General features: G+C 61.0%; 16 protein-coding genes. All 16 read right to left on the reverse strand.

Annotated elements, in window-relative coordinates:
• Positions 1-51: 51 nt before the first annotated feature.
• The 16 genes from eutR to eutP all read right to left on the reverse strand — a co-directional run bounded on the left by eutR (position 52) and on the right by eutP (position 14,547).
• On the reverse strand, positions 52-1,104 hold the full coding sequence (gene eutR / locus IYV58_RS19935; RefSeq protein WP_004123391.1) for an HTH-type transcriptional regulator EutR: 1,053 nt from the start codon (positions 1,102-1,104) through the stop codon (positions 52-54).
• 48 nt (positions 1,105-1,152) lie between these two features.
• Positions 1,153-1,644: an ethanolamine utilization microcompartment protein EutK gene (gene eutK / locus IYV58_RS19940; protein WP_004123393.1), complete on the reverse strand. Its 492-nt coding sequence runs from the start codon at positions 1,642-1,644 to the stop codon at positions 1,153-1,155.
• A gap of 10 nt (positions 1,645-1,654) precedes the next feature.
• On the reverse strand, positions 1,655-2,314 hold the full coding sequence (gene eutL, locus IYV58_RS19945) for an ethanolamine utilization microcompartment protein EutL (RefSeq protein ID WP_004123400.1): 660 nt from the start codon (positions 2,312-2,314) through the stop codon (positions 1,655-1,657).
• Between the two features lie 9 nt (positions 2,315-2,323).
• Entirely contained in the window at positions 2,324-3,217 is an 894-nt protein-coding gene (gene eutC / locus IYV58_RS19950) for an ethanolamine ammonia-lyase subunit EutC (RefSeq protein ID WP_032742185.1), read from the reverse strand.
• Between the two features lie 20 nt (positions 3,218-3,237).
• Positions 3,238-4,599, reverse strand: a complete 1,362-nt coding sequence (gene eutB / locus IYV58_RS19955) for an ethanolamine ammonia-lyase subunit alpha (RefSeq protein ID WP_004123409.1) — start codon at positions 4,597-4,599, stop codon at positions 3,238-3,240.
• An 11-nt stretch (positions 4,600-4,610) separates the two neighbouring features.
• Positions 4,611-6,014 carry an ethanolamine ammonia-lyase reactivating factor EutA gene (eutA, locus tag IYV58_RS19960; protein WP_195729207.1) on the reverse strand — a complete coding sequence of 468 codons (1,404 nt, stop codon included), beginning with the start codon at positions 6,012-6,014 and terminating at the stop codon, positions 4,611-4,613.
• Positions 6,011-7,243 (reverse strand): ethanolamine utilization protein EutH, encoded by a 1,233-nt coding sequence (gene eutH / locus IYV58_RS19965; protein WP_195729208.1) that lies wholly within the window; start codon positions 7,241-7,243, stop codon positions 6,011-6,013. Before eutH ends, eutA begins: the two co-directional genes overlap by 4 nt.
• A 170-nt stretch (positions 7,244-7,413) precedes the next feature.
• Complete coding sequence (eutG, locus tag IYV58_RS19970; protein ID WP_195729209.1) at positions 7,414-8,601, reverse strand: ethanolamine utilization ethanol dehydrogenase EutG; 1,188 nt, start codon at positions 8,599-8,601, stop codon at positions 7,414-7,416.
• The gene (gene eutJ / locus IYV58_RS19975) at positions 8,591-9,430 is read right to left on the reverse strand and encodes an ethanolamine utilization protein EutJ (protein WP_087828509.1); all 840 of its coding nucleotides are present in this window, start codon (positions 9,428-9,430) and stop codon (positions 8,591-8,593) included. The genes eutG and eutJ overlap by 11 nt, the downstream gene beginning before the upstream one ends.
• 10 nt (positions 9,431-9,440) lie before the next feature.
• A complete protein-coding gene (locus tag IYV58_RS19980) occupies positions 9,441-10,844 on the reverse strand; it encodes an aldehyde dehydrogenase family protein (RefSeq protein ID WP_195729210.1) in 1,404 nt (467 codons plus the stop codon).
• 11 nt (positions 10,845-10,855) lie between these two features.
• Positions 10,856-11,143 carry an ethanolamine utilization microcompartment protein EutN gene (gene eutN / locus IYV58_RS19985; protein WP_004123418.1) on the reverse strand — a complete coding sequence of 96 codons (288 nt, stop codon included), beginning with the start codon at positions 11,141-11,143 and terminating at the stop codon, positions 10,856-10,858.
• Between the two features lie 114 nt (positions 11,144-11,257).
• Positions 11,258-11,548, reverse strand: coding sequence for an ethanolamine utilization microcompartment protein EutM (gene eutM / locus IYV58_RS19990; RefSeq protein ID WP_000387720.1), 291 nt, complete (start codon positions 11,546-11,548; stop codon positions 11,258-11,260).
• A gap of 36 nt (positions 11,549-11,584) precedes the next feature.
• Positions 11,585-12,601, reverse strand: coding sequence for a phosphate acetyltransferase (pta, locus tag IYV58_RS19995; RefSeq protein WP_195729211.1), 1,017 nt, complete (start codon positions 12,599-12,601; stop codon positions 11,585-11,587).
• Positions 12,598-13,401: an ethanolamine utilization cob(I)yrinic acid a,c-diamide adenosyltransferase EutT gene (gene eutT, locus IYV58_RS20000; protein WP_004123421.1), complete on the reverse strand. Its 804-nt coding sequence runs from the start codon at positions 13,399-13,401 to the stop codon at positions 12,598-12,600. Before eutT ends, pta begins: the two co-directional genes overlap by 4 nt.
• On the reverse strand, positions 13,398-14,090 hold the full coding sequence (gene eutQ, locus IYV58_RS20005; RefSeq protein WP_142445903.1) for an ethanolamine utilization acetate kinase EutQ: 693 nt from the start codon (positions 14,088-14,090) through the stop codon (positions 13,398-13,400). Before eutQ ends, eutT begins: the two co-directional genes overlap by 4 nt.
• Complete coding sequence (gene eutP / locus IYV58_RS20010) at positions 14,068-14,547, reverse strand: ethanolamine utilization acetate kinase EutP (RefSeq protein WP_004123424.1); 480 nt, start codon at positions 14,545-14,547, stop codon at positions 14,068-14,070. Before eutP ends, eutQ begins: the two co-directional genes overlap by 23 nt.
• Positions 14,548-14,556: the final 9 nt, after the last annotated feature.

Below are 14,556 nucleotides of genomic sequence, written 5' to 3' on the forward strand. Positions count from 1 at the left end.
TTACAGGCCTACGATAACGGCATGAAACACCATCCGGTAAATCAATCGCCATCACGCCCACTGCCGCATCCGCTGATGCAGCGTCAGCGACGGTTTCTCGGCGAACAGCTGCTGATAATCGGTGGCGAACTGGCCCAGATGCCAGAATCCCCACTGCATTGCGGCATCCTTAACCGTGGCGCTCTGCGACCACGGGCTGATCAGCTCCCGGCGCACCGCGTTTAAGCGTATACGCTTCAGCCACGCGTTCGGTCCTATTCCGAGAATTGCGTGAAAGGCGTTTTGCAGCGTACGGCGGCTGACGTGCAGCTGATTGCACAGGTCGAGAACGGTCAGCGGCTCCGACATATTCTCCAGTACATACTCCCGCGCCCGGGACAGCAGCCGCCGGTAACTCTGATGGCTGATGCTCTCGGCGGTGACGATCGGTTGCGCCTCCTCCAGCATCGCCCCCATCGCCAGTAGCAGATTATCGCCCAACACTTTGCGCACAGCGGGCTGATGCAGGTTTTCCGGGTTCTCGCTGAACGTCGCCAGCGCCTGCTGCACGAAGCCCCACAGCGCCGCTTTATGCTGCTCTTTGACTTCCAGCGCCGACTGGTTACGCAACATATGCAGCACTCTTTCCGGGTGATGCAGGAAGCCCGCGTGGCGGGTAATCACGTCCTCTGAAATAACAACCCCAAGAATGGTGTAATCGTCCGGCGTACTGAGTTCGAACTCCGTGCCGCCGGGCCGGGTGGCGATTTCGGCGCTGCCGAGACACTGTGAGCCAATAAATCCCTGCTCGCCGCGAGTGGCCGGAATACCGAACCAGAACGAGTTAGGCCACACCAGGCAAGACTGGCGCAGGGCCAGACCGGTATATTCACGAAAGACCTGAATATCATCGAGCAGGATTTCGGTAAATTCACCGTGGAATTTCCCCGGATGAAGCTGATCGTAAATCTGCTGCCAGGCGGTAATCGTCAGGGCATGTTCATAGACATCGGTGGTTCGCCGCTGGTGGACATTGTCCACCTCGACCATCGGCGTTAGCTTAACGTCTTCGGGTAATGCTTCATGATAAAGATGGTGCAGGTTGGCCGGTGTTTTCTTTTTCATGATCTTTTAAACCGGGAGCGTTTTCACGATCCCGGCACCTCCGACAGGTTAATTTTTTAAGCGATAGCGGCTACTGCGTTTACGCAACGCTCCGGTAGAAAACAGCTGCTCCAGCGCCTTCCTGGCTTCCTCAAGCGACCAGCCGAAATGTGCGGCCACTTCCCCGGCCGTCATTCCCTGACGCGCCGACGCCAGCAGCGTCAGTAAGGGCGCGGAGGATTCCGCTTCCTCGGACCGCTCAGGCGGCTCGGGCGCTTTCGGCGGCCGTTGAAAGCCGCCGATCAGCCACTGGGTATCCTCTTCAGGACGACCGATCTCCCGACGACTAATAACGCGCCCCGTACGCTGCGCCGCAGCGCTGCCGGCATCCAACGCCGCCCGGCATGCCGCCAGGTCGCCTTCCACCACCAGCGTCAGCCTGCCGGGGTCGAGGACCTCATGGCTGAGCAGCCGCACGTTGGCCGCCTTCAGCATCGCATCCGCCGCGTCAACGGCGGCGACCATACCGTCCACTTCCAGTAATCCCAGGGCGTTGATCATCGCTTCCCCCTTACGCGCGCTGAATTGGATGACGGGCAATATCCAGAACGGCATCGGTAAAGGCATTGCAGGCGGCTTTACAGGCGGCCTGGCTACCCGTCAAAAACGCGGCGGAATAGTTGGTTTCCGACGGCGGCGGCACGTAGGTCACCAGCTGAACGTCGGCCGATTTCATTGCCGCATCGATGCCGAAGGTCGCCTCCAGCGGCGGCGCTACCAGGTAAGCGATCGGATCGCCCAATGCGATACCGGAGGTAGACGAGAGATAAGAGCCAGTTCGTGACACCACGTGCGCCAGAAACGCCGTATCTTCGGCATCGTTGGCCCACTGGAACGCGGCCCCATTTTCGATATGCGCCACCATCGCATCCAGACCGGCGCGAACTTCCGCCGGATTCGGGCCACCCAGCATAATCAGCACTTCACCTGCGGTTGGCGACGGACCGTGAGCCGCGCCGGCGTAGAGAGAGCGGCCATACACCACTTCGACCATCGCCTGTTTTGTCGCTTCGTCAGCGGCAATATAAGTCACATCATCTGAATCCGCCGTGATGAGTCCGAGGCTACGTATATGTGGCGGTAATTTCAGCTCGCGGGCAAAGCCGTCATTCACTGAAGCAATCACGCGCATGGCCGTCACCGAAGGGCGAATTAAATCTAATGCAGGCATGATGCCTCCTTACCGAGTCATGTTGATGCCGGAAGCCTTCTGCTCCAGCATGCGTTTGGCCAAATCGACGATCACCGCGGCGGCTTCTACCGGCGGCGTGCCGCCCTGGTGAATATTTGAAATACAGGTCCGGTCCGCTTCGACGGTGGTCGCTACGCGCGGCGAATAAACGGCGTAACAGGAGAGGCTTTCCGACTGCCCTAGCCCCGGGCGTTCACCCACCAGCAAAATCACCACCTTCGCGCCGAGGATTTCGCCAATCTGATCTTCAATTTTGACCCGCCCGTAGCGGACGAAGAATGGCGTACCGACCTTCAGCCCGGCCTGCTTCAGGCCCGACAGCAGCGGTGGTAGGATCTCTTCATAGTTGACGGTGATCGCGTCGGTAGAGAGGCCATCGGACACCACCACCTGAACGTCAGGATTCGCCACGCACTGCGCCTTCAGCGCCTCAATCGCCTCCGGACTCAGCCGACGGCCCATATCCGGGCGCGTCAGGTAGAGGTTCTTGTCGCTAATCTCGGAGCGAACCTCCAGTAGGCCCTGGGTTTTCACCCACTCCTCCGGCACCTCTTTCAGCACCGTATCCTTGGAACGGGAGTGGTCGGCGAGGAAGCGAAGCAGCGCAAGGGTGCGCGGACGCGGACCGGCGCGACCGGTACACACGCGCGCCGCGGTGCTGCGTTTCAGTTCGGTCAGCACTTCCGCGCGATGCGGCTGCTGCACGCCAATCCAGCCTTTCGCCTCTGGCGAACCTAAATCCAACGCGCAGCTCTCCGCCGCGACCTCGCACCGGCTGGCGCATTTCGCCACCTCCGCCTCAGGCGCTTGCGCAGCCGTTTGCGGTTGTCCCATTGACGCCATCACGCTGCGTACAATTTCTTCAATCTGCTTTTGATCCATCATGTGTCATCCCCGCGTCATCAAAAGAACAGTGACGGATCGCCCGCCCGTTTGGTCAGACGACCGTTTGCCATAATGCCCATGGTTTCCAGCCAGCGTTCGAACTCCGGCGACGGCCGTAAATTCAGCAGCTGACGGACGGTGGCGGTATCGTGAAATGCGGTGGTCTGATAGTTGAGCATGATGTCGTCGCCGAGCGGCATGCCCATGATGTAGTTGCAGCCGGCGGTGGCGAGCAGAATCATCAGGTTTTCATTGAGGTTCTGGTCGGCGTCGGCATGGTTGGTGTAGCAGCAGTCGCAGCCCATCGAGATGCCGCTCAGCTTGCCCATAAAGTGATCTTCGAGACCGGCGCGAATAATCTGCCGATCGTTATAGAGATACTCCGGCCCGATAAAGCCCACCACGGTATTGACGAGGAACGGATCGTAGTGCCGTGCCAGGCCGTAGTTACGCGCCTCCATCGTCACCTGATCGGCGCCGAAGTTAGCGCCAGCCGACAGCGCCGAGCCCTGCCCAGTTTCAAAGTACAGGCAGTTCTCCCCGGCGATGCGGTTAAACTCGGCCCCCACTGCGCGCGCTTCGTCGAGCATCGCCAGCTCCACGCCAAACTCTTTTAGCCCCTTTTCGCTGCCACAGATGCTCTGGAAGATCAAGCCGCCCGGGGCGCCGCGGCGAATCGCTTCAATCTGGGTGGTGACGTGCGCCAGCACGCAGCCCTGGGTCGGGATATTGAATTTATCGATAACGCCGTAGACGGTATCAAGGACGCGGGTCAGGTTCTCCACATCATCGGTCACCGGGTTGACGCCGATCACCGCATCGCCCGCGCCGAAAGAGAGCCCTTCGTAGATTTGCGCAGCAATGCTCTGCACGTCATCGCGGGTATCGTTCGGCTGCAGGCGGCAGCTAAAGGTGCCCGGCAAGCCGATGGTGGTGTTGGCTTTTTTAATCACCGGCATTTTCTTCGCGCCGTAGATCAGGTCGGCGTTGGAGCAGACCTTCGCCACCGCCGCCACCACTTCCGAGGTCAGCCCTTTACGCACAAACGCAATATCGTCGCTACTGACTTCATCGTTCAGCACGTATTCGCGCAGGTCGCTGATGGTCCAGTTTTTAATCCGTTGATAAGCGGTTTCGTTGACGTCGTCCTGGATCAGGCGCGTCACGCAATCCTCTTCATACGGAATCACCGGGTTGTTACGAATATCGGCGACCGTCATATCGGAGAGCACCTGCTTCGCCGCCACACGCTGCTGCGAACTTTCCGCCGCCACGCCCGCCAGCACATCCCCCGAACGCAGTTCGTTGGCTTTAGCCAGCACCTCTTTTACATCCTTAAACTGATAAACATTGCCGAACAATGTGGTCTTTAGTTTCATAAGTCGTTCCCTCAGGAAGGAAATGCGAGTGATTTCACCGTCACCGGCACAACCGATCCGCCAAAAAGAGGCGTACCAATGTCGATATAGTCCCCCGCCCGTACGCTCACCTCATCGATGACCGCCAGCGGGAGTTGTTGCAGCTGAGGACGCAGCAGCATGCCCAGCGCTTTGCCAAAGTCCTGCTCCGCCACCACCAGCAGTGGATGCGGGTTGGGAAAGCGCGCGACAAAAGCCAATAGCGCGTCAATCACCACCAGCAGGGTGGCGTAGCGCACCGGTAGCGATGCGGGAAGCGCCAGCACGTAAGCATCCGTTTTAGGATCCAGATCGATCTGCATCAGCGCCTGCTGCCAGGCGCTCAGCAGATCGGCGTCATCAGGCGGGATCGCCACCGGCAGGTTGCGCAGCGGTAGCTGAACTCCCTCCAGCCAGATGGTGCTGCCAGAGAGCGAAAGCGTGTGCGCGCCGGCGCCAATCACCGTGGCGCGCACGGTTTGCGCCGGGAACTGCACGTTCATCTCACGCAGGCGCGGATGCTCATGCAGCGCCGTAGCCAGCAGCGGCCCGATATCCGCAAAGCAGAACGGGTCGGCGGGCTGGTTGCGATAGCACTCGCCCACTCCGCCGGAAAGGGTAATTACCTCGGGTATCGCCCCTGCGGGCAGCAGGCTGGTTTGCATCAGCCGTTGCGCCAGCGGAGAGAGCGCGCCGTCGATGACTTCGACGATCAGCTCCGCCATCCGCCGCGCCACCTGGGCCAGCTGCCCGGCGGTCAGCGAGCGGGCGCAGGTTCCAGGACCGAAAACCGCATCGACAATCATCTGTCCAGGCTGATGCGCATGGACCACGCGCCCCTGGCTGTCGGTCTCCAGCAGGCGACCGCCGACGTTGAGGCAGGCGGTGCCGCTGACTTTGCCGGCGTCAAACAGGGCATAGTTTGACGTGCCACCACCGATATCAATGTTGAGAACCCGGCACAGGCGCTGTGCCGACAAGGCTTGCGCCCCGGCGCCGTGACCGGCAATCACCGACTCCAGGTGCGGCCCGGCGCTGGCCACCACGAAATCGCCGAGCGACTGCGAGAGCGCCATCACCGCCGGCCGGGCGTTGCGGGTTTTCGCGCTTTCGCCGGTAATAATGATCGCCCCGGAGTCCACCGATTCGGGGGCAATGCCGGCGGCCTGATACTGGGCCAGGATCAGCGCCTTGAGCTCGGCCTCCTCTAGACCGCCCTGCTTATCGACAGGGGTGAAGAAGACCGGGCTTTGCCAGCTAATTTCGCGTTTGATAAATTCGTAGCGCGGCACCTGCGACACCGCCGCACGGTTAACCAGTTCAAGGCGGGAGAAGATCACCTGAGTGGTAGTGGTGCCGATATCGATACCAACGCTCAGCAGCTGGCGAGTTTTCACGATTGCGCCTCCGCTTCGGTTTTCGCTGCCGCGGGTACATTTTCCTCTTTTGGCACCAGCAGCATCGCCACGCCGATAGCGGTGACGCCGCCGATCAGCTTGCCGACGATCATCGGGAAAATCATGGCGTTCATGTTGGCGGCGGCGAAGCCCAGGTGGTCGCCCAGCGCGAAAGCGGCAGACACGGAGAACGCGCAGTTGATCACTTTGCCGCGGGTATCCATCTGCTTCATCATGCCGAACATTGGGATGTTGTTAGCCAGCGTCGCCACCATGCCGCCGGCGGCCATATTATTGATTTTCAGCAGATTACCGACGCGCATCAGCGGCTTTTCAAACCAGCGGGTCAACAGCAGTACCATCGGGTAAGCGCCGAGCAGCACGCAGGAGATCGAACCAATAACTTCGATAGCGCGCATCACCTCGCCGGGCTGGTCGCCGGGAGCCATAAAAATCGGGTCGAGTCCTGGGATCAGATCCCAGCCAAGCAGAAACTTGATGACCGCCGCCGCCAGGCCGATAGTGATCAGCGCCACCAGAAATTTGGCGAAGATCTGGAAGCCGTTGATCATTTTTTCCGGAATAAACTTCAGCCCCAGCGCTACCAGCACCGCGACAATAAGCACCGGGATCATATTCATCAGGATCAGCGCGAAGGTGAACTCTACCGGCTGTCCGTTAATCTCCACGCCGGAGTACATGGCCACCAGGCCGCCGGCGATACAGCCGATCGGAATCGTGACGATCCCGGCCAGTACGCCCAGCGCCAGGTAGCGGCGGTCGGAGGGCTCGATAATGCCGAGCGCGACCGGAATGGAGAACACCAGCGTCGGCCCCATCATCGCCCCGAGGATCAGGCCGGAATAGAGCCATGCCGCCACGTCGCCGCCCGCCAGCTCTTTGGCGAGGAAGAAGCCGCCCATATCGCAGGCCAGCAGCGTTCCGGCGAACATCGACGGGTTGGCGCCGAGCATTTCATACAGCGGAATAATCACCGGCCCGAGCAGATGCGCCAATACCGGCGCCAGCGCGGTCATCCCGACCATCGCCAGGCCCAGCGCGCCCATCGCCATAAAGCCCTCTTCGAACTGGCCGCCGGATCCTTCAATACTTTTGCCAAACTTGCCGAGAAAGCGCGCCGAACCGCCAAACTGCGACAGGATCCTGTCCACGGCGGCAATCAGCATAAAGAACATCATGATGTACATGATGATTTCGTTAATTCCCATAGCCTTTACTCCCTGTCATTTATGATTTGTATTAACACTCTGCGGCCTTCCCCCGGGGGCGGCGCAAAGCGCCTTGCCCGGGCTACCGGTTCAGCGCGGCTTGCCAGGCTTGTAGCCCGGACAGATGCGCAGCATCGCCTCCGGGAAAATTCGCCGGTGTTAAGGCCGCATCAGTGCGCCGCCGCGTACAGCTCGATAATCTGCTCCCGGATGGCGGTGCGTGGATTGGTGCGCAGACAAATGTCCTCCTGCGCCGCCTGCGCCCACGCGCTGAAATGCTCGAGCTTTGCGCCGGCATCTGAGAGTCGTTGACTCAGGCCCACTTCGGCGATCAGCGCCTCTACGGCGGCAATTGCCTCGTGGTCATCGGTTTTTTTAGTGGTGAGCGCCCGGCCGATTTGGCTGAACCGCTCGCGGCATACCATGCGGTTAAACGCCATCACCGTTGGCAGCAGCATGGCGTTGGCCTGGCCGTGGGGAATATGCAGCGCCGCGCCGGGCTGATGCGCCATCGCATGGCATAAGCCCAGGCCGGCGCTGGAAAAAGCCATTCCCGCCATGCAGGAAGCCAGCAGCATACTTTCGCGGGCGGCAAGATCGTGACCGTAGCCCACGGCCTTAGGCAGCGCCTGGCCAATCATCGCTATCGCGCCAAGCGCCAGACTATCGGTAAAGGGCGTCGCGTTGAGCGCGCTGTATGCCTCTACGGCGTGGGTCAGCGCGTCTATCCCGGTCATCGCCGTCACCTGGGGCGGAACGCCTTCGGTCAGGGCGGCGTCGAGAATCGCCACGTCCGGCATGAGCGAGGCGTGGGCCAGCACCTGCTTGCGCCCGCTGACCGCATCGATAATCACCGTCACGTTGGTGGTTTCTGAGCCGGTTCCGGCGGTCGTCGGCACCGCAATCAGCGGCAGACGCGGGCGCAGTATGCTGCTTTCCGTCATCTCACTTAGCGTTTGCTCCGGGTTGGTGACCAACAGCGCCACCGCTTTCGCCGCGTCCAGCACCGAACCGCCGCCAAAGGCCACCACGCCGTCGCACTTCGCTTCGCGCAGCTGCGCCACCGCCGCGCAGACGTCGGTAACGCACGGCTCCCCTGGCGGACAGGGCCAGACGGTCATCGCCACGCCTTTCACCGCCAGGCTGCGCGCAAGCCCGGCAGTCATTCCCGCCTGATGCAGGAAGCTGTCGACCATCACAAACAGATGCTTTACGCCTCGCGCTTGCGCTTCCTGGCCGCAGGCGCTGAGCGCGCCGAGGCCGCACAGCGTCACCGGCGGCACGCTGAAGGTTTTCACCCGCTGCAAATTCAAGGTGTCGAATGCCTGAAAAAGCGCCGTCTGCAGTTCAGCTTGCATTGATTCCCTCCGCTTTCTCTCTTCCACTGTTGGCTATCGCCAGCGGGGTCATAAACAGGCTGTGCTGCGGTAAATGCACCTGTAATTCCGGGAAGCGCTTACGAAACAGCGCATCCACGCCCGGCTGCATGCAGGAGCCGCCCGCCAGCCACAAATCGGCAATTTCCTGACCGTCAATATGACGAGCGACGATCTCCGCCATCTTTTCGTACACCGGCTTCACCACCGGCCAAATCTCCTGCGCGTTGCTGCGCTTGAACTGCTCCGCCTCTTCCAGCGGAATGCGGCGGTTACCAGCGAGAGTCAGGGAGATATGGTGGCCACCGGTCGCTTCATCGGCGGAGTAGGTCACTTTGCCGCGCTTCACGATGGCGATCCCTGTGGTGCCGCCGCCGATATCCACCACGCCGGCGTTATCGAGCTGCAGCAGGTCCGCCACCGCGGTCGGTTCATCGAGTACGTGACTCACCTCTAACCCTGCGGACTCCAGCACGTTGATCGAAATACGCGGATCGGTACCCGGAGGAAATGAGGTCGCCGCATGAGTGAAGCGGCAGCCAAGCTGCCGTTCCAGCGCGTCGAGATGGCGGCGCACGATGGTAACGGCGCCGAAGAAATCCCAGACGATGCCGTCGCGCACCACGTCCGCCCAGTCGAGGCACACCGCAACCGGCTGCCCGTCACCGTCGACCACCATCGACACCACATCGCAGGTGCCTAAATCCACACCCAGCCACAGCGGCGAACCGCTGAGCGCAGGCGTCTGGTTACACAGGGTTGCCGCTTTTTGCAGCCGGGGCGTGAGCCAACGTTGTTCGTCGTGTGCCATCGGTCGCCCCTTATACAATTCGGAAGGCGTCTACCAGCACGCAGCGGCGCAGGCGGACAAAGGTGCGCGCGCTGGTCACCCCCTCCCCGGTTGGCGTGGTGATAGTCATGGTGGTCCAGCCTTCCCCGCCCAGGCCGAGCCCGGCGATGCACGGCCCGTTTTTGACGAAAATGCTGGTATCAATGGCGTTCGCCATCTGGTTCATGTTGTCGATATTGCGCGAGTGCATCGCCGCCGTATGGTGGCAGCCGCCTTCCAGCTGAACCGCCAGCGCGATGGCTTCGTCGACGTTGGCAACCCGTACCACCGGGAGCACCGGCATCATCAGTTCGGTGACGGCAAACGGATGGCTGGCCGGGGTTTCAACGAACAGCAGGCGCGTCTGCTGCGGAACGTTCAGGCCGATGGCTGCGGCAATCTTGCCGGCGTCGCGGCCAACCCAGTCGCGGCTGACGGTGCCTTTGCCGCGCTCATCGATATTTTTAAGCAGCACCGGCTGAAGCTGCTCGGCCTGAGCGATGCTGAGCTTCACCGCCTGCTGGCCTTCCATCAGGCGCATCAGTTCGTCGGCAACGCTATCGACCACGATCAGCACCTTTTCGTCGGCGCAGATGATGTTGTTATCAAACGAGGCGCCTTTGACAATGGACTGCGCGGCGCGCGCCAGGTCGGCGGTTTCGTCGACCACTACCGGCGGGTTACCGGCCCCAGCGGCGATCAAACGTTTATTGGTATGTTTACGCGCGGATTCCACCACCGCTTCCCCGCCGGTGACCACCAGCAGACCAATGCCGGGGTACTTAAACAGCCGCTGGGCCGTTTCGATATCCGGGTTCGCCACGGTGACCAGCAGATTGGCCGGACCACCCGCGGCAATCACCGCCTGGTTGAGCAGCATAATCGCCCGCTGAGAGACCTTTTTCGCCGCCGGATGCGGGGCGAACACCACGCTGTTGCCCGCGGCAATCAGGCTGATGGCGTTATTAATCACCGTCGCCGCCGGGTTGGTGGATGGGGTGACCGAGGCCACCACGCCCCACGGCGCGTTTTCAATCAGCGTCAGGCCGTTATCGCCGGTCAGCACCTGTGGAGAGAGGCACTCCACGCCCGGCGTGCCGCGCGCCTGCGCCACGTTTTTGGCAAATTTATCCTCCACGCGGCCCATGCCGGTTTCGCTAACCGCCAGCTCCGCTAATTCCCTGGCGTGCTTTTCGCCCGCCTCGCGAATGGCGTGAATCGCCAACTGACGCATCGCCACGCTTTTCAGTCCCTGCTGAGCCACTTTTGCTGCCGCGACGGCGTCATCAAGGGAGGCGAAGACGCCCATCTCATGAACGGTACTGTCCGGCTTGCTGCTGTCCGTCATTTTCAGCAGTACCGCTTTCACCACCTGTTCAATATCCTGTTGATTCATGATGTTCAGTCCTATTTATGGAAAATCACCTGACCGCCGGCCACCGCTTCATCGACGATACCGATGACGCACAAATCGACAGGAGACGCCTCGCTGCGGTGCGCCTGTCGCGCCGAGCTTCCACTCACCAGCAGAACCCATTCCCCGGCTCCCGCGCCGATGCTATCGGTGGCGACGGCGCACTGCCCGTCAGGCTTCCCTGCGGCATCAATCATCTCCACCATCAGCAGCTTGTCGTGCGCCAGCCCCTGATGGCGGACGGTGCAGACAATGTGTCCCGTGACGACTGCCAGTTTCATACCCGCCTCCCTGGATTACGTGGTGAGTCGTAGGCCTGATAAGCGCAGCGCCATCAGGCAATAGCGCGCGTTAATGCCGGATAGCGGCGCTTGCGCGGCTTATCCGGCCATGAGTCAAATATTGCTGTCGCCTTTGAAACTGATGGGGAATACCTCTTCCAGATCGCCATGCGGGCGCGGAATAACGTGCACAGAGACCAGCTCGCCAATGCGCTGCGCCGCCGCAGCACCCGCATCGGTGGCCGCTTTGCACGCCGCCACGTCGCCGCGCACCATCGCGGTCACCAGACCGCCGCCAATCTGCTTCACGCCAACCAGCTTCACGCGCGCGGCTTTTACCATCGCGTCAGAGGCCTCAATCAGCGCAACCAGGCCCCGGGTTTCAATCATTCCTAATGCTTCCATTGTGTTTTCCTCTCATGGGGTCCAGAACGGGACCGTTTATACAACCAGTGTTTGCGAGTGGTTTACCCGGCTCGCGTCAGTCTGGCGCGGCACGGCTGCCACTAACGCCAGTTCGATAATTTCCTGCACGCTACAGCCTCGAGAGAGGTCGTGAAGCGGTGCGGCAAGTCCTTGAATCAGCGGCCCGACCGCGCGGTAGCCGCCCAGGCGCTGGGCGATTTTGTAGCCAATATTGCCCGCCTCCAGCGAGGGAAAAACCATCACGTTGGCCCGGCCCTGTAGCGGACTGGCGGGCGCTTTTTGCACGGCGACCTCCGGTACGAAGGCGGCGTCAAACTGCAGTTCGCCATCAACCATCAGCTGCGGGGCGCGCTGGCGTACGATCCCGGTGGCCTGCTGTACGTTGGCGACGTTGGGATGACGGGCACTGCCGTTGCTGGAAAACGACAACATCGCCACCCGCGGCTCTTCGCCGGTGATGGCCTGCCATGTCTCCGCGCTGGCGATGGCGATATCCGCCAGCTGCGCCGCCGTCGGCTGCGGCACTACGCTGCAGTCGGCGAACCCTAATGCCGGTCCGGCGTACTGCGGAAGCATCAGAAAAATCGACGACAGCGTTTTACAGCCAGGCTGAAGGCCAATAATGCGTAATCCGGCGCGCAGCACATTCGCCGTCGAGGAGAGATTGCCGGCAATACATACGTCGGCCTGACCGGCGCCGACCATGGCGGCGGCGAACATCAGCGGGTCGTTGAGTTTTTCCTCGGCGTCCGGCGGCGTTTTTTGCCCGGCGCGGTCCAGCCAGCGCCGGGCAAACGCTGCGCGTATTTGCCGGTTGCTGAACGGGTCGACGATCTGCATACCGTCCATCGGCAGGCGGTGGCTTAGGGCGAACTGGCGCAGGGCGAAAGGGCTGGCGATCAAAATCGGCTTTGCCAGCCCCTGCTGCTGGAGGTAGTGCGCCGCTTTGAGGACGCGAATATCCAGCGCGTCCGGAAACACCACCCGGGCGGGCGAACGAAAAGCGAGCTGACGGGCGCGTTCAATAATCATTGCTCCCCTCCCAGACGCTGTTGGATTTGGCTGACGGTCAGCGGATGCCTGGCAACGCTTAAAATCATCATCACGTAGACGGTGCTGGAGAGGCGGTTCAGCGCCTGCAGAAGGTCCGGGCGCAATACCTCAAAACTGCGGGTAATAAAGACCTGCGCGGCGACCGTTTCCGTTTCACGAATTTTGCAGCGCAGCAGATTGAGCAGCGCGGCATCGCGGCCGTGACTGGCTTCCGGCACCAGATGATCGTGGTCGAGATAGCGCAGCGGCTGGTGGGAAAGCTGATGCAGTTCATCCTCGTTCAGCCCGACGATGGACTGTGCCGCCAGCGGTTCGTCCAGGGCGTCGGCGCGCATAATGTTGCCGAGGCGCGAACGGATATCCGCCAGCCACGGCTGCCAGGGCTCCGCCAGTTCAATTTGCAGCCATACTGCCAGGGCGATGCTGGCGTCGAGGGCGGCGCGAAAACCCAGCCGCGGGTCGCTTTTGGCGACCATTTTGTCGGCCGTCAGATGGGTCAGGGTGTCCGGCTTTTTCTTCACCGGCTGACGGCACAGTTCGCAACAGGCCTGCGGGTGCGTGTCGCTGCTGGTCAAACCGTGCACCGGCTGCGGCTGCTGCGCTTCGTCATCAACGAACAGGCTGCCCTGCTCGTCGATAAACTTGATGCGCAAACGGCGGCTTTCCAGCAACTCCCGGGCCGATGGCGTCAGGCGGGCGTCGGCGGGCAGATGAATTTCTGCCCCTTCGCTGAGCGTATGATTCGCTCTGAGCCAGGCTTCGGTGATGAAATCTTTCATAGCGATTGCCAGTTCGCAGGCCAGGCGACGTACAGAAAACGCACCGTCGACGGCGTACCGAATTCAATGCTGGAGCCTTTCGGGATAAACATCACGTCCCCGGCCCTGGCCACCATGGTTTCGCCTTCATGGCGCACGTGGAGTTCGCCCTCCAGCACCATATCGACCTCGTCATAGTTCAGCGTCCACGGGAAAAAAGCGTTTTCCCACTGCATAAACCCGGCGGCCATGCTGCTGCCGTCCTGCTCGGTAATTAAATCCGTCAGGCCGACCCGGTGCGGCTCCGCGCCATCGAAGCGGCCGAACTTCACGCTGCCGCCGTCAATAACTTTTACACCGCCTTTACCGGTGACCGCCTTAAAGCTGGGCTGCATCGCGTCCATCCCCAGCGACTGCTTCTCCTTCATCACTTTTTCCATCAGCTGCGCCACCAGGCTTTCGGTAAACTGCCCTTCCGGCAGCTGCGCGATAATGGTTTCGCGAATGCGCTGGCTTTCGGTTTTATCCTCTGCCGCCGGTGCCGCAGGCTCTGGCGCAGATTCATCGCACTCCTGGATGGCGACGCCCAGCAGCTCCGCGACTTCGCGGGCTTCCGGGGTGATGATGCTGGCGCGCAGCACAACCGATATTTCCGCTTCGCCTCGTGCGTGGGCCGCACGAATATCGTTAGCTGTGATAAGTTTCTTCACCTGCCCCTTCCTCCTTTTGGCTGAGCTCACTCAGGTAATTCACCAGATGCTTTACGCTTTGCGGGTCGTGACCGTTGAGTTCGAAAATCGGTTCCTGAAACCCCATCTCGTACAGCAGTTGCCGCACCGCGGCGACGTCGGCGTCCGGCACATCCGTTTTACTAATCGCGGCGATATGTCGTTTATTCGCGCCAATATCCAGTAGCCCGGCGGGTAAGCGACTTTCGGTATCGTTGGCCGCGTGGACATAAATCAGCGTATCGACATCCTGCAGCGTGGTAATTAATGCGTGGTACCAGCGCGGATGGCTGAAATATTCTCCCGGGGTGTCGATGTCACCATCTTCATTAAATTCCACGGCCTGCGTTTTTCTCGCGAGGGAATATTTTCCCTGCAGCGCATTAAAAAGCGTTGTTTTTCCCGCGCCCACCGTACCGACAAATGCAATACGTTTCATCGCCGCCTC

It is taken from the genome of Klebsiella sp. BDA134-6, assembly GCF_015601345.1.
Lineage (GTDB): Bacteria > Pseudomonadota > Gammaproteobacteria > Enterobacterales > Enterobacteriaceae > Klebsiella > Klebsiella grimontii.

Coding starts and splice junctions, on each gene's coding strand:
- eutR (WP_004123391.1), bottom strand. CDS start 1,104: ATGAAAAAGAAAACACCGGCCAACCTGCACCATCTTTATCATGAAGCA.
- eutK (WP_004123393.1), bottom strand. CDS start 1,644: ATGATCAACGCCCTGGGATTACTGGAAGTGGACGGTATGGTCGCCGCC.
- eutL (WP_004123400.1), bottom strand. CDS start 2,314: ATGCCTGCATTAGATTTAATTCGCCCTTCGGTGACGGCCATGCGCGTG.
- eutC (WP_032742185.1), bottom strand. CDS start 3,217: ATGGATCAAAAGCAGATTGAAGAAATTGTACGCAGCGTGATGGCGTCA.
- eutB (WP_004123409.1), bottom strand. CDS start 4,599: ATGAAACTAAAGACCACATTGTTCGGCAATGTTTATCAGTTTAAGGAT.
- eutH (WP_195729208.1), bottom strand. CDS start 7,243: ATGGGAATTAACGAAATCATCATGTACATCATGATGTTCTTTATGCTG.
- eutG (WP_195729209.1), bottom strand. CDS start 8,601: ATGCAAGCTGAACTGCAGACGGCGCTTTTTCAGGCATTCGACACCTTG.
- eutJ (WP_087828509.1), bottom strand. CDS start 9,430: ATGGCACACGACGAACAACGTTGGCTCACGCCCCGGCTGCAAAAAGCG.
- IYV58_RS19980 (WP_195729210.1), bottom strand. CDS start 10,844: ATGAATCAACAGGATATTGAACAGGTGGTGAAAGCGGTACTGCTGAAA.
- eutN (WP_004123418.1), bottom strand. CDS start 11,143: ATGAAACTGGCAGTCGTCACGGGACACATTGTCTGCACCGTCCGCCAT.
- eutM (WP_000387720.1), bottom strand. CDS start 11,548: ATGGAAGCATTAGGAATGATTGAAACCCGGGGCCTGGTTGCGCTGATT.
- pta (WP_195729211.1), bottom strand. CDS start 12,601: ATGATTATTGAACGCGCCCGTCAGCTCGCTTTTCGTTCGCCCGCCCGG.
- eutT (WP_004123421.1), bottom strand. CDS start 13,401: ATGAAAGATTTCATCACCGAAGCCTGGCTCAGAGCGAATCATACGCTC.
- eutP (WP_004123424.1), bottom strand. CDS start 14,547: ATGAAACGTATTGCATTTGTCGGTACGGTGGGCGCGGGAAAAACAACG.